Origin of the sequence: Dyella humi (assembly GCF_044904605.1) — a bacterium.
Lineage (GTDB): Bacteria > Pseudomonadota > Gammaproteobacteria > Xanthomonadales > Rhodanobacteraceae > Dyella_B > Dyella_B humi.
Window position 1 is genome coordinate 1202815 of the sequence record NZ_JADIKI010000023.1, and the last position, 25824, is coordinate 1228638.

Annotated in this window: 28 protein-coding genes; 5 read left to right on the forward strand and 23 right to left on the reverse strand. The window is 61.9% G+C overall.

The window, feature by feature from the left end:
- Positions 1-28: 28 nt before the first annotated feature.
- Positions 29-772, reverse strand: a complete 744-nt coding sequence (gpmA, locus tag ISP18_RS16645; RefSeq protein ID WP_380014518.1) for a 2,3-diphosphoglycerate-dependent phosphoglycerate mutase — start codon at positions 770-772, stop codon at positions 29-31.
- Positions 773-925: 153 nt separating this feature from the next.
- Between gpmA and ISP18_RS16650 the strand changes: the two genes are divergently transcribed.
- Complete coding sequence (locus ISP18_RS16650; protein ID WP_380014521.1) at positions 926-1576, forward strand: DUF4097 family beta strand repeat-containing protein; 651 nt, start codon at positions 926-928, stop codon at positions 1574-1576.
- Between the two features lie 3 nt (positions 1577-1579).
- On the opposite strand, the gene hemF is transcribed toward ISP18_RS16650, so the two are convergent.
- Positions 1580-2485, reverse strand: coding sequence for an oxygen-dependent coproporphyrinogen oxidase (gene hemF, locus ISP18_RS16655; RefSeq protein WP_380014524.1), 906 nt, complete (start codon positions 2483-2485; stop codon positions 1580-1582).
- Between the two features lie 141 nt (positions 2486-2626).
- Here hemF and ISP18_RS16660 point away from each other — a divergent pair, with 141 nt between their 5' ends.
- The 3 genes from ISP18_RS16660 to ISP18_RS16670 are packed head-to-tail and all read left to right on the forward strand — an operon-like array spanning position 2627 to position 5378.
- Positions 2627-3832, forward strand: a complete 1206-nt coding sequence (locus ISP18_RS16660) for a beta-ketoacyl-[acyl-carrier-protein] synthase family protein (protein WP_380014527.1) — start codon at positions 2627-2629, stop codon at positions 3830-3832.
- The gene (locus ISP18_RS16665; RefSeq protein ID WP_380014530.1) at positions 3829-4617 is read left to right on the forward strand and encodes a beta-ketoacyl synthase chain length factor; all 789 of its coding nucleotides are present in this window, start codon (positions 3829-3831) and stop codon (positions 4615-4617) included. The genes ISP18_RS16660 and ISP18_RS16665 overlap by 4 nt, the downstream gene beginning before the upstream one ends.
- Complete coding sequence (locus ISP18_RS16670) at positions 4614-5378, forward strand: glycosyltransferase family 2 protein (RefSeq protein ID WP_380014533.1); 765 nt, start codon at positions 4614-4616, stop codon at positions 5376-5378. Before ISP18_RS16665 ends, ISP18_RS16670 begins: the two co-directional genes overlap by 4 nt.
- A 64-nt stretch (positions 5379-5442) precedes the next feature.
- On the opposite strand, the gene ISP18_RS16675 is transcribed toward ISP18_RS16670, so the two are convergent.
- The 4 genes from ISP18_RS16675 to ISP18_RS16690 all read right to left on the reverse strand — a co-directional run bounded on the left by ISP18_RS16675 (position 5443) and on the right by ISP18_RS16690 (position 7458).
- Positions 5443-5859 (reverse strand): phosphotransferase, encoded by a 417-nt coding sequence (locus ISP18_RS16675; RefSeq protein ID WP_380015879.1) that lies wholly within the window; start codon positions 5857-5859, stop codon positions 5443-5445.
- A gap of 2 nt (positions 5860-5861) precedes the next feature.
- Entirely contained in the window at positions 5862-6809 is a 948-nt protein-coding gene (locus tag ISP18_RS16680) for an LpxL/LpxP family acyltransferase (RefSeq protein WP_380014536.1), read from the reverse strand.
- A complete protein-coding gene (locus tag ISP18_RS16685; RefSeq protein WP_380014539.1) occupies positions 6806-7120 on the reverse strand; it encodes a hydroxymyristoyl-ACP dehydratase in 315 nt (104 codons plus the stop codon). The genes ISP18_RS16680 and ISP18_RS16685 overlap by 4 nt, the downstream gene beginning before the upstream one ends.
- A 68-nt stretch (positions 7121-7188) precedes the next feature.
- Positions 7189-7458, reverse strand: coding sequence for a phosphopantetheine-binding protein (locus ISP18_RS16690; RefSeq protein ID WP_380014542.1), 270 nt, complete (start codon positions 7456-7458; stop codon positions 7189-7191).
- Positions 7459-7557: 99 nt separating this feature from the next.
- On the opposite strand from ISP18_RS16690, the gene ISP18_RS16695 reads away from it, so the two are divergent.
- On the forward strand, positions 7558-8550 hold the full coding sequence (locus tag ISP18_RS16695) for a chorismate transformation enzyme, FkbO/Hyg5 family (RefSeq protein WP_380014545.1): 993 nt from the start codon (positions 7558-7560) through the stop codon (positions 8548-8550).
- 44 nt (positions 8551-8594) lie between these two features.
- Here the strand turns inward: ISP18_RS16695 and glmU are convergent, their stop codons facing one another.
- The 17 genes from glmU to ISP18_RS16780 form a co-directional block, all read right to left on the reverse strand.
- The gene (gene glmU / locus ISP18_RS16700; RefSeq protein ID WP_380014548.1) at positions 8595-9965 is read right to left on the reverse strand and encodes a bifunctional UDP-N-acetylglucosamine diphosphorylase/glucosamine-1-phosphate N-acetyltransferase GlmU; all 1371 of its coding nucleotides are present in this window, start codon (positions 9963-9965) and stop codon (positions 8595-8597) included.
- 144 nt (positions 9966-10109) lie between these two features.
- Positions 10110-10532: a F0F1 ATP synthase subunit epsilon gene (locus tag ISP18_RS16705; protein WP_380014551.1), complete on the reverse strand. Its 423-nt coding sequence runs from the start codon at positions 10530-10532 to the stop codon at positions 10110-10112.
- Positions 10533-10629: 97 nt separating this feature from the next.
- On the reverse strand, positions 10630-12063 hold the full coding sequence (gene atpD, locus ISP18_RS16710) for a F0F1 ATP synthase subunit beta (RefSeq protein WP_380014554.1): 1434 nt from the start codon (positions 12061-12063) through the stop codon (positions 10630-10632).
- A 69-nt stretch (positions 12064-12132) separates the two neighbouring features.
- Entirely contained in the window at positions 12133-13032 is a 900-nt protein-coding gene (gene atpG / locus ISP18_RS16715) for a F0F1 ATP synthase subunit gamma (protein ID WP_380014557.1), read from the reverse strand.
- A gap of 114 nt (positions 13033-13146) precedes the next feature.
- A complete protein-coding gene (gene atpA / locus ISP18_RS16720; protein WP_380014560.1) occupies positions 13147-14697 on the reverse strand; it encodes a F0F1 ATP synthase subunit alpha in 1551 nt (516 codons plus the stop codon).
- A gap of 58 nt (positions 14698-14755) precedes the next feature.
- Positions 14756-15292 carry a F0F1 ATP synthase subunit delta gene (locus tag ISP18_RS16725; RefSeq protein WP_380014563.1) on the reverse strand — a complete coding sequence of 179 codons (537 nt, stop codon included), beginning with the start codon at positions 15290-15292 and terminating at the stop codon, positions 14756-14758.
- A gap of 3 nt (positions 15293-15295) precedes the next feature.
- On the reverse strand, positions 15296-15766 hold the full coding sequence (locus tag ISP18_RS16730; protein ID WP_380014566.1) for a F0F1 ATP synthase subunit B: 471 nt from the start codon (positions 15764-15766) through the stop codon (positions 15296-15298).
- An 88-nt stretch (positions 15767-15854) separates the two neighbouring features.
- Positions 15855-16133 carry a F0F1 ATP synthase subunit C gene (atpE, locus tag ISP18_RS16735; protein WP_284321078.1) on the reverse strand — a complete coding sequence of 93 codons (279 nt, stop codon included), beginning with the start codon at positions 16131-16133 and terminating at the stop codon, positions 15855-15857.
- Positions 16134-16185: 52 nt separating this feature from the next.
- Complete coding sequence (gene atpB, locus ISP18_RS16740) at positions 16186-16986, reverse strand: F0F1 ATP synthase subunit A (protein WP_380014569.1); 801 nt, start codon at positions 16984-16986, stop codon at positions 16186-16188.
- A 3-nt stretch (positions 16987-16989) separates the two neighbouring features.
- Positions 16990-17292 (reverse strand): hypothetical protein, encoded by a 303-nt coding sequence (locus ISP18_RS16745; RefSeq protein ID WP_380014572.1) that lies wholly within the window; start codon positions 17290-17292, stop codon positions 16990-16992.
- Between the two features lie 287 nt (positions 17293-17579).
- A complete protein-coding gene (locus tag ISP18_RS16750; RefSeq protein WP_380014575.1) occupies positions 17580-17975 on the reverse strand; it encodes a phasin family protein in 396 nt (131 codons plus the stop codon).
- A gap of 154 nt (positions 17976-18129) precedes the next feature.
- Positions 18130-18492, reverse strand: coding sequence for a 6-carboxytetrahydropterin synthase QueD (gene queD / locus ISP18_RS16755; protein WP_380014578.1), 363 nt, complete (start codon positions 18490-18492; stop codon positions 18130-18132).
- Between the two features lie 71 nt (positions 18493-18563).
- Positions 18564-20003 carry a glucose-6-phosphate dehydrogenase gene (zwf, locus tag ISP18_RS16760; protein WP_380014581.1) on the reverse strand — a complete coding sequence of 480 codons (1440 nt, stop codon included), beginning with the start codon at positions 20001-20003 and terminating at the stop codon, positions 18564-18566.
- A 2-nt stretch (positions 20004-20005) separates the two neighbouring features.
- The gene (gnd, locus tag ISP18_RS16765) at positions 20006-21049 is read right to left on the reverse strand and encodes a phosphogluconate dehydrogenase (NAD(+)-dependent, decarboxylating) (RefSeq protein WP_380014584.1); all 1044 of its coding nucleotides are present in this window, start codon (positions 21047-21049) and stop codon (positions 20006-20008) included.
- Entirely contained in the window at positions 21046-23361 is a 2316-nt protein-coding gene (gene pgi, locus ISP18_RS16770) for a glucose-6-phosphate isomerase (protein WP_380014587.1), read from the reverse strand. The genes gnd and pgi overlap by 4 nt, the downstream gene beginning before the upstream one ends.
- Complete coding sequence (tal, locus tag ISP18_RS16775; RefSeq protein ID WP_380014590.1) at positions 23358-24431, reverse strand: transaldolase; 1074 nt, start codon at positions 24429-24431, stop codon at positions 23358-23360. Before tal ends, pgi begins: the two co-directional genes overlap by 4 nt.
- A gap of 189 nt (positions 24432-24620) precedes the next feature.
- Positions 24621-25802, reverse strand: a complete 1182-nt coding sequence (locus tag ISP18_RS16780; RefSeq protein WP_380014593.1) for a thiolase family protein — start codon at positions 25800-25802, stop codon at positions 24621-24623.
- Positions 25803-25824: the final 22 nt, after the last annotated feature.

The following is a 25824-nucleotide window of genomic DNA, read 5'->3' on the forward strand; positions in this document are numbered from 1 at the left end:
CCCGTCATGCGTTTCGCCGGCCACGCTCTTACTTGGCTTTGCCCTGATTAGCCACGGCAGCCATCTTGGCGGCGATCGCGTCGGCATCGCCCAGGTAATAGTGGCGCAGCGGCTTGAGTTGCTCGTCGAATTCATACACCAGCGGTACGCCGTTGGGGATGTTCAATTCGACGATGTCCTCGTCGGAGATGTTATCCAGATACTTCACCAGCGCGCGGATCGAATTGCCGTGCGCCACCAGCAGCACGCGCTGGCCGCTGCGAATGGCCGGGGCCAGCACCTCGTCCCAGTACGGCAGCACGCGGGCCACGGTGTCCTTCAGGCACTCGGTGTCCGGGATCAGCTTGGCATCGAGCCCGGCGTAGCGAGGGTCTTTCAGCGCCGGGTTCTCCGCGCGTGGCAGCGGCGGCGGCGGAATGTCGTAGCTGCGGCGCCAAACCTTCACCTGGTCCTCGCCGTATTTGGCGGCGGTTTCGGCCTTGTTGAGGCCAGTGAGGCCGCCGTAGTGGCGCTCATTGAGGCGCCAGTCGGTGAGCACCGGAATCCACATCAAGTCCATTGCATCCTGCACGTGCCACAGCGTGCGCACCGCACGCTTGAGCACGGAGCTGTGCGCCACATCGAAGTGATAGCCGGCCTGTACCAGCAGCTCACCCGATTCACGCGCCTCCGCGGCACCCTGCTCGGTGATGTCGACGTCGGCCCATCCGCTGAAGCGGTTCTCAAGGTTCCATTGGGATTGACCGTGGCGGATCAGGACGAGCTTGTGCATGGGTTCTGTTCAAATGAAGCGGGGCAAGTCTGGAATGGTGCAGGCCGTGCGCAGCCGCGTCAATTCCCACCCATGCCCATGTCGGAAGTCACACTAAACCTGTCGGCGATCCCAAGCATCCTATGCTTGTCTCATCTCGAAGGAATTTCCGTTATGCGCCTTGTTACGCTCGCTCTAGCTACGGCCCTGCTCCTGCCTCTGGCGGCGGCAGCTCAGGACATCAGCAAGATCAATGGTTCGGTTTCCGTCGACGCCGGACAGCATGCCGGGGACGTGCATAGCGTCAACGGCTCGGTGAACGTCGGCGATGGCGCCGTGGTGACGGAGGCCAGCACCGTGAACGGCTCAGTGCATCTGGGCGCACGGGCGCAAGCCAGCAGCCTGCACACCGTCAACGGTGCCGAAACCCTCGCTCAGGGTGCGCAAGTACGCGGCGATACGAGCAGCACGAACGGAAGCATCTCACTGGAAAGCGGTGCGGACGTGACGGGAAACGTGTCCAACGTCAACGGCGCAATCCGGCTTGATCATGCCCATGTCGGCGGCGGCATCGAAACCACCAGCGGCGACATCAATGTCGGCGAAGCGTCACGCGTGGACGGCGGCATCGTGATCAACGAACAGCATGGCTGGGGCTTTGGCAACAACCGGCCGCCGCACGTGGTGATCGGACCGCATGCAATCGTGCGCGGCACGCTGGATTTCCATCGCGAAGTGGTACTGCAGGTGAGCGACAGCGCGCAGATCGGCCCGGTGAAAGGCGCCACGCCGATGCGCTTCAGCGGTGCCCAGCCGTTGGAATGATCATCAAACCCAATCGCGCGGCTTGAGGTACTCCGCAAGCCGCGCTTCGGCGGAGCCTTCCGCCGGCTGATAGGCGTATTCAAAGCGCACGCGCGGCGGCAGGCTCATCAGGATCGACTCGGTGCGGCCACCGGATTGCAAGCCGAATAGCGTGCCGCGGTCGTAGACCAGATTGAACTCCACATAGCGGCCGCGTCGATAGAGTTGGAACTCGCGCTCGCGTTCGCCATAAGGCGTGTCCTTGCGGCGGTCGAGGATCGGCAGATACGCGTCCAGAAAGCCCTGTCCCACCGCCTGCGTAAAGACGAGGCAATGCTCGAAACCACCGTCGTTCAGATCATCGTAGAACAGGCCGCCGACACCGCGCGTTTCGCCGCGGTGCTTGAGATAGAAATACTCATCGCACCACTGCTTGTAGCGCGGATAGACGTCCGCACCGAACGGTGCGCACAAGTCGCGCGCCACCGTGTGCCAATGCCGCACGTCCTCGTCGAAAGGATAGAATGGCGTGAGATCGAAACCGCCGCCGAACCACCACACCGGTTCCACGCCTTCCTTTTGCGCTTCGAAATAGCGCACGTTGGCGTGCGTGGTGGGCACATACGGATTGCGCGGGTGCAAGACTAGCGACACGCCGGTGGCGATGAAGCTACCACCTGACAATTGCGGCCGATGCGCCGTCGCACTGGGCGGCAGCTTGTCCCCATGGACCAGCGAGAAGTTCACTCCGGCCTGTTCGAATACGGCGCCGTCACGTAACACGCGCGTGCGACCGCCACCACCTGCGGGGCGCGTCCATGCATCTTCCATGAAACGGGCCTGGCCGTCTGCCTGTTCAACTGCCTTGCAGATGAGGTCTTGCAGTTCGCGCAGGAAGTGTTCGACGCGTTCGACTTGCTCGCTTTTCATCCAACCATCCGACCGTTGTTCAGTCATGCAAGCTTAGCAAGCCCGTATCCAGAGGAAGCTTGCGTTGGATCAATGAACGCCAGCCAGCGTGGCCCGGAAAGCCATCTAGGCAAGCCCCAGGCTGCTGGCTAGGCTCATGACATGCGCGTGACAACCCTTCCACTTGCGGTAACGGCCTATACCGTCACCTCCGCACTGGGCCTTGGCCTGGACGCTCATCTGCACGCGCTTCGTCAACAACGCAGCGGCCTGCGCGCCAATGATTTTAGCCATGCGCCACTGCCCTGCTGGCTCGGATGCGTCGACGGCTTGGAAGATGCCGCATTGCCAGCGGCCTACGCCGAATGGGAGTGCCGCAACAATCGCCTGGCATGGCTGGGTCTAAACCAAGATGGTTTCCTGGCGAAAATTGGTGCGACCCGAGAGCGCTACGGCGCAACCCGCCTGGCGCTACTGCTGGGCACGTCGACAGCCAGCATCGGCGCCACCGAGGAAGGCTACCGACGCCTGGAAGACGGCCGCCTGCCCTCCAATCTGCATCGCACCGCCATCCACACACCGCACTCGCTTACCGCCTTCGTGGCGAGCGCACTAGATATCGGCGGCCCCTGCCTCACCATTTCCACCGCCTGCTCCTCCAGCGCCAAAGTGTTTGCCAGTGCAGAGCGGCTTATCCGCCTGGGGCTGGTCGATGCTGCCATCGTCGGCGGTGTCGATTCGCTTTGCGAGAGCACGTTGTTCGGCTTCAATTCGCTGGAGCTGGTATCGCCCGAGCCTTGCCGTCCGTTCGATGCAACGCGCCGAGGCATCTCCATCGGAGAAGCTGCCGGCTTCGCCTTGCTGGAACGCATCGAATCGCAGCCGGATGCTCCGCTTCGATTGCTGGGTTGTGGCGAATCGAGCGATGCGCATCACATGTCCACACCGGATCCGGAAGGCGCTGGCGCAGAACTGGCTTTGCGCGACCTCTTCGATCGTGCGGGATTCGACGTATCGCACGTGGACTACATCAACCTGCACGGCACGGCGAGCCAGAAGAATGATGCGATGGAAGCGGCGCTGGTGGCACGCCTGTTTCCCACCAGCACGCGCGTCAGTTCCACCAAGGGGCTTACCGGCCACACACTAGGTGCGGCCGGAATGCTCGAAGCGGCGATCACGCTGCTGGCCTTGCGCGAAGGTTTCGTGCCCGGCAATGCAGGCATCGTGCAACCTGATCCGGCGTGCTCGGCGCATTTTGCGTGGCATAACGAAAACCGTCCGTTGAAAGTGGCGCTCAGTCATTCGTTCGGCTTCGGCGGCAGCAATGCATGCCTCGCCTTTGCGCGTGTGGATGCAGCGGTATGAATACGATGCATATCGAGGTGGAAGGCATCGGCCTTTGGTCGCCACAACTCGCGAATATCGATGCACTGCGTTGCCTGCTTGCTGGCGAAACACCTGCTGCGCCGGGTGCGCGTCCAGAAGCGTCTGCCTTATCGCCCAACGAACGCCGACGCGCACCGGAAAGCGTGCTGATCGCCATCGAAGCCGCTTCGCAAGCCATCGCCATGAGCGGACGCGCCGCCGACAGCTTGGCCTGCGTATTCGCTTCGGCCTACGGTGACCAAGCCACCACCGATTACATGTGCCGCATGCTGGCGGGTGCACCCACCGAGCTTTCACCCACGCGCTTCCACAATTCGGTGCACAACGCAGCGGCCGGCTACTGGACCATCGCAACGAACTGCCGCGCACCATCCAGCGCCGCGTGCGCGGGTGATGCAAGTTTCGGCGCCGGATTGTTGGAAGCCGCCGCGCTGGCTTGCTCCGATCAACGCCCTGTGCTGCTGGTCTCAAGCGACACTGCCGGCGTTGGACCGCTCGGCGAGCTGATCGGATGCACGACGGCGTTCGGTTGCGCGTTGGTGCTGTCGCCGGCCACTCATGCAAGCAAGCGACTGCGGCTCACCACGACGGCGGCACTGCCTCGGCACGCCTCGCTGCCTGCCGAGTGCGGGGCATGGATGCGCGACAATCCTTCCGCCGCATGCGTGCCATTGCTGGCCATGCTGTCCAACGGTGAAGGCGAATGCGTGCTGGCGGCATCGGAGCGGCTTGGATTGCACATACAAATAGAGGTTACCGTGTGAACAGCGCATTGCGTTGGTGCATATTGATTCCTTGCCTCAACGAGGAAAAGGCCATCGCCTCGGTGGTGAAATCGGCGCTGCGGCTTCACGTGCCGGTGATCGTCATCGACGACGGCTCGGACGATCGCACACCGGAGATTATCCGCGCATTGCCAGTCACGTTGCTGCGCCACAACCAGCGCAAAGGTAAGGGTGAAGCCTTGCGCATCGGTTTTCGCGAAGCGTTGCGACAGGGTTTTGACGCGGTGGTCACGATGGATGGCGACGGCCAGCACTTGGCGGAAGACATTCCGCGCCTGGTCGACGTCGGCAAGCGCTTTCCCGATCACATCGTGATTGGCGCACGCCTGCTGCAGCGCGAACAGCAACCCAAAGGACGTCGCCGCGCCAATGCCGTCGCGGACTGGGGCATTTCCTGGGCTTGCGCGCAGCCGGTAGCCGATACGCAAAGTGGCCAGCGCTGGTATCCGCGCAGCGCCCTGGAGCTGGTGGAACTGGATGCGGAAAACTTCGTGTTCGAAGCGGCCGTGCTGATTGCCGCTTCGCGCGAAAAAGGCCTCGGCATCGTCTCAGTGCCCATCGCCTCGCGCTACGATGGCGCGTTCCGCCTAAGCCATTTCAGCCCAGTGCGCGACGTAATGCGAATCGCTTTGTATACCTTCGGGCGCGTGCTCCACTACGGCAAGCTCTGGGCGAGCTATACGCGTTCCCGGTCAGCGCCGTTGATCGTGGACGATACCTACTCGCATCGAACGGCGTAATCGCTCTATTCCAGTAAATGAGCGAATCGCGCCTGCGTCTTTCGCGGCGATGATAGCCTTAGACTTACGTGTACATCACTGCGACACGACCTGACGCCAACTGCTGCCCTTGCTGCTCGACCTTGAACGCATACTGCGTGCCACGCTCGTCAGCGAAGAGACGTTCCGCACGGACGTCCAAATGCCCATTCGACAAATCCACGTATTCGACCGCCAGTTGCACATCGCGCAAACTGACCAAACGGCCAGCCTGCATCTTGGTTTCACCGAGCAACGCGCCATGCACCGCCGTAGCCTGAGCGCCGTATTCGGCTAGATGCACAGCATGCAAACCGGCGGCACTACGCAGAGGATGCTCGCCGGGCCTATACCGCTCACCGATCGCATGGATGGTCGTTTCATCCCAGACGACGACCGCATCCAGCAGTGCCATCGCACCGGCATGCGGAATCGACGCAGCCCATGCTTCCTGACTCAACACGTTCATGCTTCGCGCACGGTCGGTGTCGCCGTCACCGCATGCGCCTGTGCGATGTCCTGCTGCCAGAAGTCATAAAAGTTGAACCAGTTGTACGGTTCCAGGTGGGCGTAATGTTCTAGGCGTTGCGCGTACCGGCGCAAAATCTCATCCAGTACCTGATGGCGAGTCTCGCGCGGAATCTCCACGCGCTCCATGAAGAGTTCGAAACTCAATGCATAGCGACGCCCGCCACGATAGAGACCAAAGCACAGTATCACCGGCACTTGCAGCGTATTGGCCAGCAACCAGGGGCCGATGGGAAACGGCGCCGACTCGCCTAAAAAGTCCACGCGGCGCAGCGTTTCGTGAGCGCGTCCACGATCAGCCAGCAGGGCCACCATGCCGCCAGTCCGGCAGGTTTCCGCAATCGCCAGCGTGATCGCAGCGCCGCCTTGCGAAACATCGATGACCGCCTCGCCGACTTCCGGCGCCAGCGCTTCCAGCAGCTCGGTGATGGCGGGCGTCTTTTGTTTGTCCAGAAGAACACGCAATGGCACTTCCGGACAACGCGCCGCGAGTACACGCAGCACTTCGAAACTGCCCTGATGCGAACCGACCAGCAACACGCCGCGCCCTTGCGCGGTGTAATGCTGAAGCTGTTCAAGGCCATTCACTTCGATCTCGAAATCGCGCTCGCCGTGCGCCAATAAATAGATGCGATCGAGCATGGTGGTCGCGAAATAGTGAATGTGCTTGAACACCTGCCACAGGCTTGCACGACGGCCAAACAAGCGGGTCAGATATTCGCGCGAGGCACGCCGCTCTGCGCTTCGGCGCAGGAAGTAATACAAGCTGATCAGATACAGAAGGCGGCGCATAACGCCATGACCGAAGCGCAGGGCCGCGGCGATCAGTACGCCAAGCCAGAAACGGTTACCACCTTCGCGCTGGTTCTGCCAATGACCGCTCACGACGCACCCTCGACCACGCCGCGCGCCAGGACTTTTCCTTCACGACGCATCTCGAAGCGAACTTGTCCGGAGAGACCCACCAGCTCGAGTTCGGCGGATTCCTCCGGATACAACGGCGCCAGAAACTTTACTTCGCGCACACACGCCAGACGCAGGCCGCGCCATTCACGTAAGGCGCGCGCAACATGCTCCAGTACGAGTACGCCCGGCACCAGCGGATGGCCGGGAAAATGCCCGGGAATACAGGGATGATCCGACGCTACGCAGAGCACCGTTCGATAGCTGGCGTCGCTTGGGCTGCACTGGTCCACGTCATGCACCGCTTGGAAGATACCGACTGATAATGCCGGTTGAAGCTGTCAGGCGGATTAACGCAGCCTCAAGCTGTACGCTCGCGTTCAATATGTTCGGACAGCGCACGCAGGCTGCTGAAGATTTGCTGGTTGTCCGGATGGTCCGAACGCAGTTGCATGCCATAGCGCTTGGAAACGGCCAGGGCGATTTCCAGGGCATCGATCGAATCCAGGCCGAGGTCGCCGCCAAACAGCGGTGCTTCGGGATCGATCTGGGCGGGGGCCACCGTTTCGAGATTGAGTGCTTCCACGATCAGGGTGGCCAGTTCGTGTTCGGCGGCGGTCTGCGTGGACATGCTTGTTCGGTGCTCCGGATGCCCGGCCAGCCCCTCGGAGGCCGGGTGGCCGGCCAGTGTAACATAGGGGTCTTTCGTTCCCGGTTGCTGCTTCCAAGCATGATTCAGGCAAGCGAAATTCTGCAGATTCACGCTGATCTGCCGCGTACCCCCAGCGTGACTTATCGCACGACGTCTCCGGCGATGGCTTTGGCCGAGGCCGGCACGTTGGCTGCCTTCGGTTTCGGCGCAGGCGCGCCCGACGTCGACGATACCCGCTGGCTGCGCGTTCCGCTGGAATGTTTCGACGCGCCAGCACCGTTGGAGGTGTGGCAGGTCGACGCCGAGGTCGTCTTCGGCCGTCAGGACAACGTGCGCTGGTCGGCAGGCGGCGGTTGGCTGTTTGCGGCCATCGAACTGGACGAGCGCACAACGGGAGGCGTCGAAGGCGCTGCCCACCAGGCCTACGTCGAGTTGCGTCGATTCATGAGCACGCGCAACGAACGTTACGTATTGCGCATCTGGAATTACATCGCCGATATCAATCTCGGCGACGGCGATGGGGAGCGCTACAAACAATTCTGTGATGGACGCGCCGCGGGACTCGGCGATTTCTTCGCGGAAGGTTATCCAGCAGCCACCGCCATCGGTCATCATCATCGCGATCCCGTGCTGCAGATTTATCTGCTTGCATGCGTGGAGGATGGTGTTGCGGTGGAGAATCCGCGCCAGACCAGCGCGTGGCGTTATCCGCGCGAATACGGGCGCACTTCGCCTGGTTTTGCGCGCGGCATGTTGTTGCCGGCGCGCGATGCACTAGCGATCTCCGGTACTGCGGCGGTGGTCGGTCATACTTCGGCGCACGAAGGCGATCTGGAAGCGCAGCTCGAAGAAACGCTGCTCAATCTTGAAGCGTTGCTGGCCACGGCGGACATGCCCGCCGGCTTCGACACGCATTCGCCGCTGAAAGGATACGTGCGACATGCCACCGATGCGGCGCACGTGCGCGAACTGCTGCAACGCCGTTTGCCTAGCGTACCAGTGCTGCTGATGCATGGCGACGTATGCCGCCGCGAGTTGCTGGTAGAACTTGATGGGTGGCGGTTCAAGTAGCCGCGGCGTGCGGTAGATAACGCGCGCCGTGAACGACGGGTCGATCACTTCTGTTTTTCAGGCCGCCTCCATCCGTGCAACGTCGCCTGCCTGCCACGCGCTACGGTAAGCTCGCCGGCCGGTGCATCTTTGGTAATCACCGAACCAGCACCGATAGTTGCTTGCGCTCCTACTGTGACGGGTGCAACCAACGCCGCATTGGAACCGATGAACGCACCGTCTTCGATCGTGGTGACGAATTTATTCACGCCGTCGTAATTGCAAGTGATAGTGCCGGCGCCGACGTTCACGTGGCGACCAATCACCGTGTCACCTAAGTAGGTGAGGTGATTGGCTTTGCTGCCTTCACCGATGCGCGCTTTCTTGGTTTCCACGAAATTGCCAACGTGCACGCCGGCAGCGAGTTCGGTACCCGGACGCATGCGCGCGAAAGGTCCGATAAGACAAGGGCCGTGCGTGATGACACCTTCCAGTTCGCAATGCGCATGCACGACAGTGCCTGCTGCCAGATGCACGTCTTTCAGGCGCGAAAAAGGTCCGATGCGCACGTCATCGCCAAGTTGCACGTCACCTTCCAGGATCACGTCGATATCGATCTCGACATCGCGTGCCGCCTTTACGACACCGCGTACGTCCACACGTCGCGGATCGACCACGCGCACACCTTCCAACATCAGCGCATGCACGGCGCGCTGGCGATATGCATCTTCCAGTTCGGTGAGCTGCGAAGGCGTATTGGCGCCAGCTGCCTCCATGGGATCTTCGCATTCGATGCACTGAGCCGCGCGACCTTCTTCGGCAGCCATCTGGAAGATGTCGGTAAGGTAGTACTCGCCCTGTGCATTATTGCGGTCGAGCTTGCCGATCCACTGCCGCAACGAAACCGCATCGGCGGACACGATACCTGTGTTGATCAGGTTGATGGCGCGCTGCGCGTCATCGGCGTCCTTTTCCTCAACCACCGCACGCACAGAGCAGTTGCCATCACGCAACACGCGGCCGTACCCCTGCGGATTGGCCACTCGCGTCGCCAGCATGGATAGGCTGCTTTCGGTTTGCACCAGTCGCTGCAGGGTTTCAGCACGGGTCAGCGGCACGTCACCGTAGAGCACCAGCACCCGCACCTCGTCCGGCACGTTACGCAAGGCTTGCTCCACCGCGTGACCGGTGCCGAGCTGCTCGGCCTGCAAGGTCCAGCGCAGATCGGGCTGGCCGTCGAATGCGGCAAGCACCTGATCGCCGTGAAAACCGTAGACGACGTGAATGGCTTCCGGCTGTAGTGCGCGCGCTGTGGCCAGCACATGCGCCAGCAGCGGCCGGCCCGCCAGCGGCATCAGCACCTTGGCTTTCTTCGACTTCATGCGCTTGCCTTCGCCTGCGGCGAGGACGATGACGTGCAAGGTGGGCTGGCTCATAGCGGGTCGATAGCTTGGGTCACGGTCGGGCGCTAAGGATACCTTTTGCCAGCGCATACTTTGGGGCGCTTTGGCGTCAAAGCTGTGTGCAAACGAAAACGCCGGCGCAAGGCCGGCGTTTCGCTTAGGGATAAGCAACAACGCTTAGTGCTTGAGGTTCTTGCGCAGGCGCTCCAGCGCCTGCAGCTGGGCCAACGCCTGAGCCAGCTTGGCTTGCGCTTCGGCCACGTCGACGGTACCCGAGCGGTTGGCCAGCGCATCCTCGGCTTCCTGCTTGGCGCGCTTGGCGGCGGCTTCGTCCAGATCGGCGGCACGCGCGGCGGTATCGGCCAGCACAGTAACCGCCTGCGGCTGCACTTCCAGGATGCCGCCGGACACATAGAACTGCTGGCGCTCGCCGCCTTCCAGCACCACGTCGATGTGACCGGGCTTCAGGCGCGTGATCAGCGGGGCGTGACGGGGCGTGATACCCAGCTCACCCAGCTCGCCGGTGGCGACTACCATCACCGCGTCGCCATGAAAGATCTCGGCCTCGGCACTGACGATGTCGCAACGAATGGTGCTCATGATTTTCTCGCTTCGCTCAGTGGCGTCAATCGGAAATCGTCAATCGGGAATGGCGCGGACTGCCTTACGATTCCCGATTGACGATTTCCAGCTTTACTTAGGCCGCCTTCTTGGCGCCCATCTCCTCGGCCTTCTTGATGGCTTCGTCGATGGTGCCGACCATGTAGAACGCCTGCTCGGGGATGTGGTCCACCTCGCCTTCCACGATCATCTTGAAGCCGCGGATGGTTTCCTTCAGCGTCACGTACTTGCCGGGCGCGCCGGTGAACACTTCGGCCACGTGGAACGGCTGCGAGAAGAAGCGCTCACACTTACGAGCGCGGTACACCACCTGCTTGTCTTCCTCGGACAGTTCGTCCATACCGAGAATCGCTATGATGTCCTTCAGTTCCTTGTAGCGCTGCAGGGTGCCCTGCACCTTGCGGGCCACGTCATAGTGCTCCTGTCCAACCACCTGCGGATCGAGCTGGCGGCTGGTGGAGTCCAGCGGATCCACGGCCGGGTAGATGCCCAGAGAGGCGATCTGACGGCTCAGGGTGACGGTGGAATCCAAGTGCGCGAAGGTGGTGGCCGGCGACGGGTCGGTCAGGTCGTCCGCGGGCACGTACACGGCCTGGATCGAGGTGATCGAGCCGGTTTTGGTGGAGGTGATGCGCTCCTGCAGCACGCCCATTTCTTCGGCCAGCGTCGGCTGATAACCCACCGCGGACGGCATACGGCCGAGCAGCGCGGACACTTCGGTACCGGCCAGGGTGTAGCGATAGATGTTGTCAACGAAGAACAGCACGTCGCGGCCCTTGCCGTGCTCGTCCTTCTGGTCGCGGAAGTATTCGGCCATAGTGAGACCCGTCAGCGCCACGCGCAGACGGTTGCCCGGCGGCTCGTTCATCTGGCCGTACACCATCGCCACTTTCGATTCCGGCAGGTTGTCCAGCTTCACGACGCCGGCGTCCTGCATTTCGTGATAGAAGTCGTTGCCCTCGCGAGTGCGCTCACCCACGCCAGCAAACACCGACAGACCTGAGTGCTGGGTGGCGATGTTGTTGATCAGCTCCAGCATGTTCACCGTCTTACCCACGCCAGCGCCGCCGAACAGGCCCACCTTGCCGCCCTTGGCGAACGGGCACACCAGGTCGATCACCTTGATGCCGGTTTCCAGCAGCTCGTTGGCGAGCGCCTGGTCGTCGTAGCTGGGTGCTTCGCGGTGGATCACCCAGTGATCTTCGGCGCTGATTGGGCCGACTTCGTCGATGGGGTTACCAAGCACGTCCATGATGCGGCCGAGTGTGGCCTTGCCGACCGGCACTTTGATGCCTTCGCCAGTGTTGCGGGCGACGAGGCCGCGCTTCAGACCGTCAGTGGAACCGAGGGCGATCGTACGCACGACGCCATCACCCAGTACCTGCTGGACTTCCAGCGTGATCTGGGTGCCGTCGATCTTCAGTGCGTCATACACCTGCGGCACCTGATCGCGTGCGAACTCGACGTCGATAACCGCGCCGATGATCTGTACAACTTTGCCCTGGCTCATGGATGTGCTCCAAATGGATCTTTAAGGTTCATATCGGCGCCGCTGGAGCGTCGCCATTCATAGTTCAAATCAAACCGCCGCGGCGCCGCCGACGATTTCGGAGATTTCCTGCGTAATTGCTGCCTGGCGCGCCTTGTTATAGCTAAGTGTCAGCTCGGCGATGACCTTGTTGGCGTTGTCGGATGCAGACTTCATCGCCACCATGCGCGCCGCGTGTTCGCTGGCGAGGTTTTCCAACACCGCCTGATACACCACGGACTCAATGTAGCGGCCGAGCACGTGCTCGAGCACCGCAGCGGCGTCGGGTTCGTAGATGTAGTCCCAGTCGTGCGATTGTTCCAGCGCCACACCCGCCACGTGTTGCGCTTCCAGTTCGGCAGCGACCGTCGGCAGCGGCAGCAGCGCATCGACCGTCGGCTTCTGCGTCATGGTGTTGACGAAGTCGTTGTAAGCGAGGAAAACGCGATCCAGCTTGCCTTCCTTGTACGCATCCAGCACGACCTTGATCACGCCGATGAGCTGCTCGACCTTCGGACGCTCGCCCAGGTGCGTGGAGCTGCCGATCAGGTTCACGCCCTTGATGCGGCGGAAGAACTGCACCGCTTTCTGGCCGATGGCGACCACGTCGACCTGCACACCCTTGTCCTGCCATTCGCGGATGGCGGGCAGCAGGCGGCGGAACAGGTTGGAGTTGAGGCCGCCACAGAGGCCGCGATCAGTGGTCACCACCACGTAGCCCACGCGCGCGACGTCAGCGCGCTCGACCAGGAACGGATGCTTGAACTCCGTGTTGGCCTGCGCGACGTGCGCGATCACTTTGCGCATGGAGCGCGCGTAGGGACGCGAGGCCTTCATCAGGTCCTGCGCTTTGCGAATCTTCGAGGCCGAGACCATTTCGAGCGCGCGCGTCACCTTGCGCATGTTCTGCGTGCTCTTGATCTTGGTTTTAATTTCGCGTCCGCTTGCCATTTGCTTCGCTCGTTATGCTCGCTCGGGGGAATCGTAAACAGTGAATCGGGAATCGTTGAAAGCTGCTGGGATTCGCACTCTTCCGATTCCCGATTGACGATTCTCGGCTCTTAATTACCAGCTGCCCGTCTTCTTGAACTCGTCGAGGCCAGCCTTGAACGTACCCTCGATGTCGTTGTTCCAGTCACCGGTGGCGACAATCTTTTTGATCAGCTCGCCGTGGTTCTGGTGGAAGAAGGCGTGCATGCCCTTCTCGAACGCAAGCACTTTGTTCACCGGCAAATCGTCCAGATAGCCCTTTTCAGCGGCGTACACGGACAGGGCTAGCTCGGCGATAGAGAGCGGGGCGTACTGCTTCTGCTTCATCAGTTCGGTGACGCGCTGACCGCGGTCGAGCTGGGCGCGCGTGGCCGGGTCGAGATCCGATGCGAACTGAGCAAATGCAGCGAGCTCACGATACTGGGCCAGAGCCAGTTTCACACCGCCAGACAGCTTCTTCACGATCTTGGTCTGCGCCGCGCCACCCACGCGCGACACCGAGATACCGGCGTTCACGGCCGGGCGGATACCGGCGTTGAACAGGTCGGTCTCGAGGAAGATCTGACCGTCGGTGATCGAGATCACGTTGGTCGGCACGAATGCGGACACGTCGCCGGCCTGTGTTTCGATGATCGGCAGCGCGGTGAGCGAGCCGGTCTTGCCCTTCACTTCGCCGCTGGTGAACTTCTCGACGTACTCCTCAGACACGCGAGCAGCGCGCTCAAGCAGACGCGAGTGGAGATAGAACACGTCGCCCGGATACGCTTCGCGGCCCGGCGGACGCTTCAGCAGCAGCGAGATCTGACGATAGGCCACGGCCTGCTTGGAGAGATCGTCGTAAACGATCAAGGCATCCTGGCCACGGTCACGGAAGTATTCGCCCATCGCGCAACCGGCGTACGGAGCGATGTACTGCAGCGCGGCGGATTCGGAGGCGGAAGCCACCACCACGATAGTATTGGCGAGCGCACCGTTCTCTTCCAACTTGCGCACCACGTTGGCGATCGACGAGCGCTTCTGACCGATCGCGACATAGATACAGAAAATGCCGGAGTCGCGCTGGTTGATGATCGCGTCGATGGCGAGTGCGGTCTTGCCGGTCTGGCGGTCGCCGATCACCAGCTCGCGCTGGCCGCGGCCGATCGGGATCATCGAGTCGACAGACTTGTAGCCGGTCTGCACCGGCTGGTCCACCGACTTACGCCACACCACGCCTGGCGCGACCTTCTCGATCGGCGAGCTGAGCTTGGCGTTGATCGGACCCTTGCCATCGATCGGATTGCCCAGTGAGTCCACCACGCGGCCCAGCATTTCCGGGCCAACCGGCACTTCGAGAATGCGGCCGGTGGTCTTGGCGGTGTCGCCCTCGCGCAGATGCTGGTATTCGCCCAGCACCACGGCGCCGACGGAGTCGCGCTCGAGGTTCAACGCCAGTGCAAAAGCGTTGCCCGGCAGTTCGATCATTTCGCCCTGCATGACGTCGGCCAGGCCGTGGATGCGCACGATGCCGTCGGACACGCTGATGATCGTGCCCTCGTTGCGGGCTTCCGCGCCGAGCTTGAACTGCTCGATGCGGTTCTTAATCAGTTCGCTGATCTCGGACGGATTGAGAGTGGTGCTGGACATGGTCGTTATCCTTGGGTTTGCGCCGCGCTAGCGGCACCCGGTGATTTTTGAAATCTGTTTATTGCGTCAGAGCACTGGCTAGGCGCTGCAGGCGACCGCGGGCGGAACCGTCGATCACCTCGCTACCGGTATCGATCACGACACCCGCCAGCAGCGAAGGATCGACCTGGGTTTCCAGTTCGATTTCGCGCTTGAAGCGGCGCTTGAGCGATGCCTTCAGCTGCTCGGCCTGCGCGGCGTCCACAGCCATTGCGCTAGTGACCTTCACCAGCAGCTGTGACTCGGATTCACGCTTGTAAGTTTCGTACAGCGCGGCCACGTCGGGCAGCAGCGATACGCGATGCCGCTCGGCCAGTTCAGTGAGGAACTTGCCGAAGGCGCCATCCACCTTCGTGCCTTCGGGCAGATGCAGCGCTACCAACTGCTCCGGCTGCACGCGCGGATCGTTGCTGAGCGCGGCTACGCGCGGGTCGCTCGAGACCTGCGCAGCAAACGCCAGCGCCTGCGACCAGGCGGCTAGAGCGCCTTCCGCACGCGCCAGCTCGAAAGCGGCGCGGGCGTAGGGGCGGGCGAGAGTGATCGACTGTGCGGCCATCGATCAGATCTCGGCCGCGAGCTGGTCGAGCAGTACCTTATGCGCCGCCGGATCGATTTCGCGCTGCACGATCTTCGACGCACCTTGCACAGCCAAGGCACCGACGCGCTCGCGCAGTTCCTCGCGCGCACGCTGCGCCATCGAAGCGATCTCGTCCTGCGCCGCCGCCTTCTGGCGATTGATTTCGGCCACCGCGTCGGCACGGGCCTTATCCAGTATCTGGTTGGCCTGCTGCTGCGCGCGATCGATGATCTCGGTCGCTTGCTGGCGTGCTTGCTTGACCTCGGCGGCTGCCTTGTTGTCGGCTTCCCGCAACTCGGCGTGCGCGCGCTCGGCGGCATTGAGACCTTCGGCAATCTTCAACTGCCGCTCTTCGATGGCCTTGGTGAGATGCGGCCACACGAAGTGCACGCAGAACCAGATCAGGATGGCGAATGAGATCATTTCGCCGATCAGAGTGGCATTGAATTCCATCGCTGCGTTACCTGTACGTACGGGTTATTGCGGACACGGGCGGTATGCGCCCGTGTCGAGCTGGCGGCGCAGAAGCGCCGCCCATGGATTAGCCTGCAACCAGCTTCGACAGCAGCGGATTTGCCACGGCGAAATACATGGCCAGCGCCACGCCGATCAAGAACGCTGCGTCGATCAAACCGGCGAGCAGGAACATGCGACCCTGCAGCAGTGGCACCAGCTCAGGCTGGCGGGCAGCGGCTTCGAGGAACTTCGAGCCCATGATACCGATGCCGATACAAGCGCCCAGCGCGCCGAAACCGATGATCAAGCCGAGAGCGATGGCGGTGAAGCCCTGGACCTGAGCAATGTGAGCGACTAGTTCCACGATGATCTCCTCAAGAAAAAGAAAGCGGTAGTTCTAACGAAAGTGAACGAAATTAATGGTGATCGTGGGCCATCGAGATGTACACGATGGTGAGCACCATAAAAATGAAGGCTTGGATCGAAATGATCAGGATGTGGAAGATGCCCCACACTGCATAGCCGATAACACCCATGCCAAAGAACAGCCAACTGCCCGCGCTGAACAAGCCGGCGATCAGCATGAACACCAGCTCGCCCGCGTACATGTTGCCGAACAGTCGCATGGCCAGACTGACCGGCTTGGCTACCAGCTCGACCAGGTTCAGCGCAAAGTTGAAGGGAGCGAACCACTTGCCGAAGGGTGCAGTGAACAGCTCGTGCATGTAGCCGCCGAACCCCTTGGCCTTGAAACTGTAGAAGATCACCAGCAGCAGCACAGTGACGGACATGGCGAACGTCATATTGACGTCGGCGGTAGGTACGGCGCGGAAGTGAGCGACGTGGAACTTCTCCGTGACCCAGGGCAACAGGTCGACCGGCAGCAAGTCCATGGCGTTCATCAGGAACACCCACACAAAAACCGTCAACGCCAGCGGCCCCAGGAAGCGGCGATCGCCGTGAAAAACGTCCTTAACCTGGCCATCGACAAATTCGAGCACGATCTCAAGGAACGCCTGCCCCTTGCCGGGCACGCCCGAAGTGGCTTTGCGCGCCTGCAGCCAGAACCAAAGGCAGAAAATCAGACCCAGACCCAGCGATACGGCCACGGAATCGAGATGGAATGACCAAAAGCCGTTTGCACCGACCTGGAAATTCAGGTGCGTCAGATGATGCTGGATGTATTCGGTAAGACCGCCCTGCGGCTCGCTTGCCATCTCTTAACCCTTGAATCTAAATGCCAGCAGATTAACCGCGTACGCAGCCACCAGCCCCGTGATGGCGGCCAGCGGCGGCAATTTCCATTGAAACATGATCGCGATCATCCCCCCGATGATCACCATCCATTTCAGGATCATGCCCGTCAGCAGACGCCCAAGCGCCATACCGGCGCCGCCCACCTGGCTGAACATCCTCGCCGAAAGCAGCGCAGTACCCACCGCCGCTAACGTTGCCCCAGCCGCTGCCGCAATCGCCTCGCGAAGCCCGAGCGTCGCGAAAACAAGGCCAACGATAACCGCCACGAATAGCTGCCATAGCAGCAATCGCAGAGCAAGGCGTCGACCGGAAGCAAGACTGTTGAGCACGTGAGGGTTCCCGCGGTGTAGCAAGGCATCAACCCGCCACGGGTCACGATCCAATCTAAAAAAGTATATCAGTGCAGCTTTTGGGCCAGCAAGCCGAGACTATGCGACACGCCGTCCCGGGGGGCTTTTCGGACAACACAATTCCAGACAAGAAAAAGGCCGGACGCGTTAGCGTCCGGCCTAAGGGCATATCGCAAGGGGAGTCGCGATATGCGAGAGGGTAATTACTTGGCGGCAGCAGCAGCTTTCTTGATGGCGGCAACCGGGGCAGCCACGGCTTCGTTGGCGGCCTTCTGCTGCTCCTGGAGCAGCGCATTGAGGGACTCAGCGGTCTTCTGGGCAACAGCGATCACTTCCTTGGTCACGGAGACCGTGTTCTCGGCCTGCTCGCGGGTCAGCGAAGCGCCCTTTTCCCACAGGCCGCGCAGCGCGTCGACGTCGCGCACTTCAACAGCCTGAGCAACGAAGTCGGCCGTGACCTGGGCCTGCTTTTCCAGCGCGGCGAGCTGCAGCTCGGCCACCTGCTCCAGACCCTTGATGGTCAGAGCGTGCGCCTTGAACGCATTGTCGGAAAGCTGCTTGGCGTAAGCGAAAATCTGGGTGTTCAGCTGCTGAGTCATGGCTTTGTCCCTCGCGGGGGATTTGGGAGAGTGGAACAAAGCCTAGCAGAGCTTTTTGTGCAGTGCAATATGTTTTTTGTTAAAAGACCGCGCGGTCACAAAAACTTCAACAGCAGTGAGTAATTGGTGACAAAACTGTGAATGTTGCGCCGCGTCAAAAACTGTCTCGGCTGCAGCTGGCGCCCGATGTGCAGGTCTCGTGCACCACAACTTTATCGAGTCCCGGCAGAGTGGGCTCCAGGCGCTTCCAGATCCAGCGCGCCAGCATCTCGCTGGTGGGGTTCTCCAGACCTTCGATGTCGTTGAGATAGTGGTGATCGAGCTGCTCGTACAGCGGCGCGAACGCAGTCTTGACGTCGGCGAAGTCCATCACCCAACCCAACTGCGGATCGGGTTCGCCGCGCAGATGGATTTCGATGCAGAAGGAGTGACCATGCAGGCGCGCGCATTTGTGCCCGGCAGGCACGTTGGGCAGGCGGTGGGCGGCTTCGATCTGGAAAACTTTGAAGATGTGCATGCCGATATTCTACCCGGCCTGATGCACACACCATCGGATGCGCATCCTCTCCGGCGGGAGAGGATGGAATTTCAGATCTCGCCGTTACGTGCAATCGACCGCCACGCATGCCCCGGATCGAGCAAGCGTTTCTGAGTCACCGGCCCTTCGGAGCCAGCCGCATAGAAATCCGGCGCGCCGCTCTGCCAAGCCTCGAGCACGGGCGTGAGCAGACGCCAGGCCCATTCCACTTCATCGAAGCGCAAGAAGTGCGTACGGTCGCCGCCGATCGCATCGGTCAGCAACTGCTCGTAAGCGGAAAACTCGCGATCGTCCGTGCTGGCGTACGGCGCGGTCAGCACCACGGGGCGGCCAGCCAGTTCGAGACCCGGCCGCTTCGCAGTCACCAGCAGGTCCATCTGCTCCATCGGCCGGATGCGGAAGATCATCCAGTTGTTGCCCGCATGCACGGCCTTGGGCAACGCACCAGGCACCTCGCGGAATTGCACGGCAATTTCCGAATAGTTGGTCGCCAGCCGCTTGCCACTGCGTAGGTAGAACGGCACGCCGCGCCAGCGCCAGTTGTCGATTTCCAAACGCAGTGCGGCAAAGGTTTCCGTGCACGAGCTGCGCGCAATGCCCGGCTCGCTGCGATAACCGGGCACCTTCTTTCGTCCGGTCTGACCGGCGCGATACTGCCCGCGCACGGCATGCGCATCCACCGTCGCCGGCGTGATCGGCACCACCGAACGCAGCACTTCCACCTTGTGATTGCGCAGCACTTCCGGATCCCACTCCGCTAACGGCGCCATCGCGGTGAGACTGAACAGCTGCATGAGATGGTTCTGCAGCATGTCGCGCAACGCGCCGGCCTTGTCGTAGTACGCCGCGCGTTTTTCCACGCCCAGTGTTTCGGCGTAAGTGATCTGCACCTGCGCGATGTGCTGCGCATTCCAGATCGGTTCGATGAAGCGATTGGCGAAACGGAACACCATCAGGTTCTGCGTGGTTTCCTTGCCCAGGAAATGATCGATGCGCAGGATCTGCTCTTCTTCCCAATACGCATGCATGTCCTGGCGCAGCGTCTGCGCCGAAGCCAGATCGGTGCCGAATGGCTTCTCCACAATCAGGCGCCGCCAGCCGTTACGCGGCGGCTTGGCAAAACCCGCTTCCCCCAGCGCCTTCGCCGCCACACCGAACAGCGGCGGCGGCAAGGCGAGGTAGAACAGCGTAGCCGGGCTCAGCTTGTCTTTGAGCGCCAACAAGTGGTCGGGATGCAACTCGCCGCCCACGTAATCGAGTTGGCGGCGGAAGCGATTCCATTGCGCCGGCGTGTAATCCGGCGCAAAGGACTGCAAGGCTTTCTGGATGTGCCGCTCAAAATGCTCGCGGCTCCAGGGCTCCATCGCATAGCCCACGATACGCAGATCTCGCGTCAGGCCCAACGTATGCAAGCGATACAGCGCCGGCATCAACAGACGCTGGGTGAGATCGCCGCTTGCACCGAGGATCACCAGGGTGGTGGCGCCCATGATCAGTCCTTGGTTTTCTCTTGATGTCCGCCGAAGGCATGGCGCATCGCCGACATCACCTTGTTGGCATACAGATCGTTGCCTTGCGACGTGAAGCGGCCGAACAGCGCGGCGGTAAGCACCGGCACCGGTACGCCTTCGTCGATCGCCGCCTGCGCGGTCCAGCGGCCTTCGCCGGAATCGGAGACGCGGCCCGTGTAGCTCTGCAAACTCGGATCGCGCGCCATTTCCGCGGCGGTGAGATCGAGCAACCACGAACCGACCACGCTGCCGCGCCGCCACAGTTCCACGATGTCACCGATCGGAAAGTCGTACTGATATAGCTCCGGACGCTCCAGCGGTGCCGTTTCGGCATCCGCGCTGCGCTTCTGCTTGCCGGCATTCGCGTTCTTCAGCACATTGAGGCCTTCGGCATAAGCGGCCATCAAGCCGTATTCGATGCCGTTGTGCACCATCTTCACGAAGTGTCCCGCGCCGTTCGGGCCGCAATAGAGATAACCCTTCTCCGCTGGCACCGGATCGCCACTGCGGCTGTCGCTGCGTGGTGCAGCATCGATGCCCGGCGCCAACGCGGCGAACGCGGGCTCCAGTCGTTTGTAGGCCGCTTCGGGGCCACCGATCATCTGGCAATAACCACGCTCGCGCCCCCACACACCGCCGCTCACGCCGACGTCCACGTACATCACTTGATGCTTGGCCAACGCTTCGGCGCGACGCAAGTCTTCCACGTAATGCGAGTTGCCGCCGTCGATCACCGTGTCGCCCGCATTGAGCAAGGGCACGAGCTGATCGAGCACCACATCCACCACGGCAGTAGGCAGCATCAGCCACACCGCGCGCGGACCGTCGAGCTTGGCGACCAGATCCTGGATCGATTCGGCCGCCGTCGCGCCATGGCTGGCAGCTTCGCGACGCGCGTCGACGTGCGTGTCGAACACCACGCAATCGATGCCGGCCTCCTGCATGCGGCGAACCATGTTCAAACCCATGCGGCCGAGGCCAATGAAGCCCAACTGCAAGGCCGTCTGTGCTTTCCCCGCACTCATGCTTTGTTCTCCCATACGCGGAATCCGCCAGCGAATGCATTGTGGTTGTCGCCACGCCGCACGCCTGGCGGCAGTTCATTCAGATGATGCACGTTGCCGCCGCCGAGCACGACGTAATCCGGCTCCAGCGCTGCCTGCAGCTGATTGATAACGTCGAACACGTGCGCATGCCACTTCTTCTTGCCGAGATGCTTCAAGCCACGTGCGCCCACGTAATCTTCGAACGTGCTCTTCTTGTACGGCAGATGCGCTAATTCCATCGGTTCGACGATGCCATCGACGATAAACGCCGAGCCCAGTCCCGTGCCGAGGCCGAGGAAGAGCATGCGGCCGCCTTCGTAACTGCCGAGCGCCTGCATCGCTGCATCGTTGATCACCTGCACCGGGCAGCCGAACGCTTTGGCGAAATCGAAACCGACCCAGCCCTTACCGAGGTTGTACGGCTCGCGTGCAATGCGATCGTGCAGCACCGGGCCGGGATAGCCGATGGTCACTGCATCGTATTTCCAGCCACGAATGGCCGCGCGCAATTGCTTGACCATGTCCGCCGGCGTCAACTTTCGATTGGATTTGATCTCCACTTCGCGCTTGTTGCCGCTCAGCATCGCCTTGACGTGGCTGCCACCGATGTCGATCACCAGCACTTTGCGCTGTGCTTGCGCGGCTGGTGCGGCAACACCTTCTTCCATCTTGCGGCGAGCCTTGCGATACCAGCTGATCGCCGCGTTGGTGGCGCTGTCGTGCTTGAGCGGCTTGCGCGGTGATTCGATCTCGTCCACCACGCGCAGCGCGAGCTGCTTGCCAAGCTCCACGCCCCACTGATCGAACGGGTTGATGTCCCAGATCGCCGCCTGAGTGAACACGATGTGCTCGTAGAGCGCAACCAGGGCACCCAATGCGTGCGGCGTAAGACGCTCCGCCAGTAGCAGGCTGGAAGGACGATTGCCCTCGAACACGCGATGCGGCGCCAAGCTCTCGTCGATGCCTTCTGCCTGTACCTGCTCCAGCGTCTTGCCCATGGCCAGCGCTTCGGCCTGAGCGATCATGTTCGCCAGTAGCAGATCGTGATGACGGCCGTACGGATTGAGCGACTGGCCGAAGCCGACGAAATCGCAGGGAATCAACCGCGTGCCCTGATGGATGAGCTGGTAAAACGAATGCTGTCCGTTCGTGCCCGGCTCGCCCCAGTACACCGGGCCGGTGGCGTAGTCGACGTGCGCACCGTTGATGGTGACGTGCTTGCCGTTCGATTCCATCGTGAGCTGCTGCAGGTACGCCGGGAAGCGCTTTAGGTACTGCTCGTACGGCAGCACTGCCTGCGTTTCCGCGCCGAAGAAGTCGGTGTACCACACGCCCAGCAGGCCCATGATCACCGGCAGATTGCGTTCCAGCGGCGCCGTGCGGAAATGCTCGTCCATCGCGTGGAAGCCGGCGAGCATGTCAGCGAACGCATCCGGACCGATCCCGATCATGGTGGAAAGGCCGATCGCCGAATCCATCGAGTAGCGGCCGCCGACCCAATCCCAGAAGCCGTACATCTGTTCGATGGAAATGCCGAACTCTTCCACCGCCGTCGCATTGGTAGACAGCGCGACAAAGTGCTTGGCCACCGCGCTCTTGTCGCCGCCTGCCGCAGCCATCAGCCAATCGCGCGCGCTGTGCGCGTTGGTCATGGTTTCCAGCGTGGTGAAGGTCTTGGAGGCGACGATGAACAGCGTTTCGTCTGGGCGCAGATCGTGCACAGCCTCGGCGAAATCGGTGTAGTCGACGTTGGAGACGAAGCGCAGCGTAAGTTTGCGATCGCTGTAGTGGCGCAACGCTTCGTAGGCCATCACCGGGCCGAGATCGGAACCGCCGATGCCGACGTTGACGATGTTGCGGATCGGCTTGCCGGTGAAACCCAGCCAGCGCCCTTCGCGAATCGCAGTGGCGAATTCGCGCATGCGCTTGAGCACTGCATGAACTTCGGGCACCACGTTGGCGCCGTCTACCTTGATCGCCTTGCGCGCAGGCGCGCGCAAGGCGACGTGCAAGGCAGCGCGTTGCTCGGTGATATTGACCTTTTCGCCCGCGAACATCGCATCACGCCGCGCTTCCAGCCCGCATTCGCGCGCCAGCGCGAACAACTGCTGCAAGGTTTGATCGTTGATGCGATGCCGAGCGTAATCCAGTCGCCAACCGGCTGCATCGGCACGATAACGCTCGGCACGACCCGGGTCGGCCGCGAACATGTCGCGTAGATGTTGCGTTGCCAGTTCTTGGCTGTGTGTTTGCAGTGCCTGCCACGCCGCCTTCTCGCGCAATGCGCTCATGCGGCAGCTCCCATGCGCTCGCTGACGGTATCGATCAGTTCGCGCCAGGACTTCACGAACGAATCTGCGCCTTCCTGCTGCAGCACCTTCGCCAGCGGTTCCGCCTGGATGCCGTGCGCCTCGAACTGCGCCAGCGTGCTGGCGATGCTCGGGTCATCCAGCGTCATCAGGTGCTCCGCCTTGCCATGATCGGCGAACGCGAGCAACGTCTTCTCCGGCATGGTGTTGACGGTGAGCGGCGCGACCAGGTTTTCGATGTACATCACATCGCTGGCGTTCGGATCCTTGGTGCCGGTGCTGGCCCATAGCAAACGCTGCACGCGCGCACCCGCATTCTGCAGGCGCTGCACGCGGGGCGAATTGATCAGCGCGCGATACTTCGCGTAGATCTGTCCGCACACCGCAAAGCCGAGCTTGTTGTGCAGTTCGGTCGGCACCTTGTCCGCTACTTTCACGTCCCAGCGGCTGATGAATACCGACGCGACCGACGCCACGTCCAGATCCAGTCCCGCTGCATGACGGCGCTCCAGGCCGCGCAGCCATGCTTCGGCGGCAGCCTGGTATTGCTCGGCCGAGAACAACAGCGTGACGTTGATCGGCACGCCGCGGAAAATCAGTTCCTCGATGGCAGGAACGCCAGCCGGCGTACCCGGCACCTTGATGAAGAGGTTATGCACGGCCGCCTGCTTGTGCAGCGCCACCGCCTGCTCGATCGTGCGCTGCGTGTCGTCCGCCAGCAGCGGCGAGACTTCCAGCGACACCCAGCCATCCACGCCGTGTGTATGCTGATACACCGGCTCGAAAATCGCTGCGGCGCGACGCAAGTCGTCGATGGCCAGGCTGAAGAACACGGCTTCCGGATCGGTATGGCCGGCCCCGCGGATGGAAGCGTCGTAATCCTTGCCGGCCTTGATCGCCTGGGCAAAGATCGTGGGGTTGGAGGTAAGGCCGGTCACCGATTTCTGCTCGCGGTAACCGAGCAAGGTGCCGTCACCCAGCATGCCGCGGGTGATGTTGTCCAACCACAGACTCTGGCCGAGCCCATGGAGCGTGCGGGTCGGTTGTTCCATTGCAGTACTCCTTCGTGAAGTGAGGCGAATATTCGATCGGGCCGCAACGGCAGGGTTCTGCTCCGTGCCGGCGAATCAGTCGGCAGGTTAGCAAGACGGATGTCACGGTCTGATGACCGTTAAGACTATACGCCCGAACGCCGTGCGCCCGGAACCCGCGTCGGGGTTCGGCTTCGCCTCACCTCCAACCTATATCGCCTCCAGCGCCAGCGCGATGCCCTGGCCTCCACCAATGCACAGCGTCACCACGCCGCGATGCAGACCTTCACGCCGCATCGCATGCAGCAAGCGCGTGGTGAGAATGGCGCCTGTCGCGCCGATCGGATGGCCATGCGCCACGGCGCCGCCTTCCACGTTGACGCGTTCCTCGTCCAGCCCCAGCTCACCCGCGACAATGATGGCGATGGCTGCGTACGCCTCATTGATTTCGAAGCGTTCGACGTCATCGAGTTTCCACCCGGCACGCTGCACAGCAAGCTTCACCGCCGAGATGGGCGCCATGCCGAACATGCCCGGCTCCACCGCAGTAATCGCAAATCCCGCCAGACGTGCCATCGGTGCCAGACCGCGAGATTCGGCCGCGCCACGCTCCGCCACCACCATCGCCGCTGCACCACTGTTCAAGCCCGGCGCGTTGCCGGCAGTAAGGGTGCCCCCCTCGCGGAAAGCCGGCTTCAATCGCGCCAAGCCTTCGAACGTGGTTTCTGGACGCGGCGCCTCATCACGCTGGAAGAGTTCCGTGCCTTTACGCGAGGAGATGTCGACCGGAACAATCTCCGCATCGAAAAGCCCCGCATCGCGCGCAGCGACGAAGCGCTGCTGTGAGCGCAATGCCCAGCGATCCTGCGCTTCGCGATCCAGTTGGTGCTGTGCGATCAGATCCTCGGTGTGCCAGCCCGAATGCTTTTGCGAAAACGCATCATGCAAACCGTCCAGCAGCATGCTGTCGTAAATCTGCGCGTGGCCCATCCGATAACCCCAGCGGCCATTGCTCACCAGATACGGTGCGCGATCCATGTTCTCCATGCCACCGGCCAGCATCACACTACCTTGTCCGGACAGGATGTCTTGCGCGGCGGAAACGATCGCTTGTGCACCCGAACCGCACACGCGATTCACAGTCATGGCAGGCACCGAGACGTCTAGCCCACCATTGATGGCGGCTTGTCGCGCGGGATTCATGCCGCTGCCGGCCTGCACCACCTGCCCCATCACCACGCCATCGATCGCGTCCTTGGCAAGACCGGCACGCTCCATCACGGCGCGGATAACCGTCGCGCCCAACGTAGTAGCGGGCACGTCCCGTAGAGCACCATTGAAGCCGCCGATCGCCGTGCGAACGGGATGGCAAAGCACGATTTCGGATGTCATGAAACGCTCCTGTGAGAGGTTC

Coding starts and splice junctions, on each gene's coding strand:
- ISP18_RS16695 (WP_380014545.1), top strand. CDS start 7,558: ATGATTCAGGCAAGCGAAATTCTGCAGATTCACGCTGATCTGCCGCGT.
- tal (WP_380014590.1), bottom strand. CDS start 24,431: ATGGAACAACCGACCCGCACGCTCCATGGGCTCGGCCAGAGTCTGTGG.
- ISP18_RS16750 (WP_380014575.1), bottom strand. CDS start 17,975: ATGACTCAGCAGCTGAACACCCAGATTTTCGCTTACGCCAAGCAGCTT.
- gpmA (WP_380014518.1), bottom strand. CDS start 772: ATGCACAAGCTCGTCCTGATCCGCCACGGTCAATCCCAATGGAACCTT.
- ISP18_RS16690 (WP_380014542.1), bottom strand. CDS start 7,458: ATGTCCACGCAGACCGCCGCCGAACACGAACTGGCCACCCTGATCGTG.
- ISP18_RS16705 (WP_380014551.1), bottom strand. CDS start 10,532: ATGAGCACCATTCGTTGCGACATCGTCAGTGCCGAGGCCGAGATCTTT.
- atpG (WP_380014557.1), bottom strand. CDS start 13,032: ATGGCAAGCGGACGCGAAATTAAAACCAAGATCAAGAGCACGCAGAAC.
- hemF (WP_380014524.1), bottom strand. CDS start 2,485: ATGAAAAGCGAGCAAGTCGAACGCGTCGAACACTTCCTGCGCGAACTG.
- ISP18_RS16725 (WP_380014563.1), bottom strand. CDS start 15,292: ATGGCCGCACAGTCGATCACTCTCGCCCGCCCCTACGCCCGCGCCGCT.
- glmU (WP_380014548.1), bottom strand. CDS start 9,965: ATGAGCCAGCCCACCTTGCACGTCATCGTCCTCGCCGCAGGCGAAGGC.
- ISP18_RS16650 (WP_380014521.1), top strand. CDS start 926: ATGCGCCTTGTTACGCTCGCTCTAGCTACGGCCCTGCTCCTGCCTCTG.
- atpA (WP_380014560.1), bottom strand. CDS start 14,697: ATGTCCAGCACCACTCTCAATCCGTCCGAGATCAGCGAACTGATTAAG.
- atpD (WP_380014554.1), bottom strand. CDS start 12,063: ATGAGCCAGGGCAAAGTTGTACAGATCATCGGCGCGGTTATCGACGTC.
- ISP18_RS16660 (WP_380014527.1), top strand. CDS start 2,627: ATGCGCGTGACAACCCTTCCACTTGCGGTAACGGCCTATACCGTCACC.
- atpB (WP_380014569.1), bottom strand. CDS start 16,986: ATGGCAAGCGAGCCGCAGGGCGGTCTTACCGAATACATCCAGCATCAT.
- queD (WP_380014578.1), bottom strand. CDS start 18,492: ATGCACATCTTCAAAGTTTTCCAGATCGAAGCCGCCCACCGCCTGCCC.
- pgi (WP_380014587.1), bottom strand. CDS start 23,361: ATGAGCGCATTGCGCGAGAAGGCGGCGTGGCAGGCACTGCAAACACAC.
- ISP18_RS16730 (WP_380014566.1), bottom strand. CDS start 15,766: ATGGAATTCAATGCCACTCTGATCGGCGAAATGATCTCATTCGCCATC.
- zwf (WP_380014581.1), bottom strand. CDS start 20,003: ATGGGCGCCACCACCCTGGTGATCCTCGGTGCAAGCGGCGATCTCACC.
- ISP18_RS16665 (WP_380014530.1), top strand. CDS start 3,829: ATGAATACGATGCATATCGAGGTGGAAGGCATCGGCCTTTGGTCGCCA.
- gnd (WP_380014584.1), bottom strand. CDS start 21,049: ATGAGTGCGGGGAAAGCACAGACGGCCTTGCAGTTGGGCTTCATTGGC.
- ISP18_RS16780 (WP_380014593.1), bottom strand. CDS start 25,802: ATGACATCCGAAATCGTGCTTTGCCATCCCGTTCGCACGGCGATCGGC.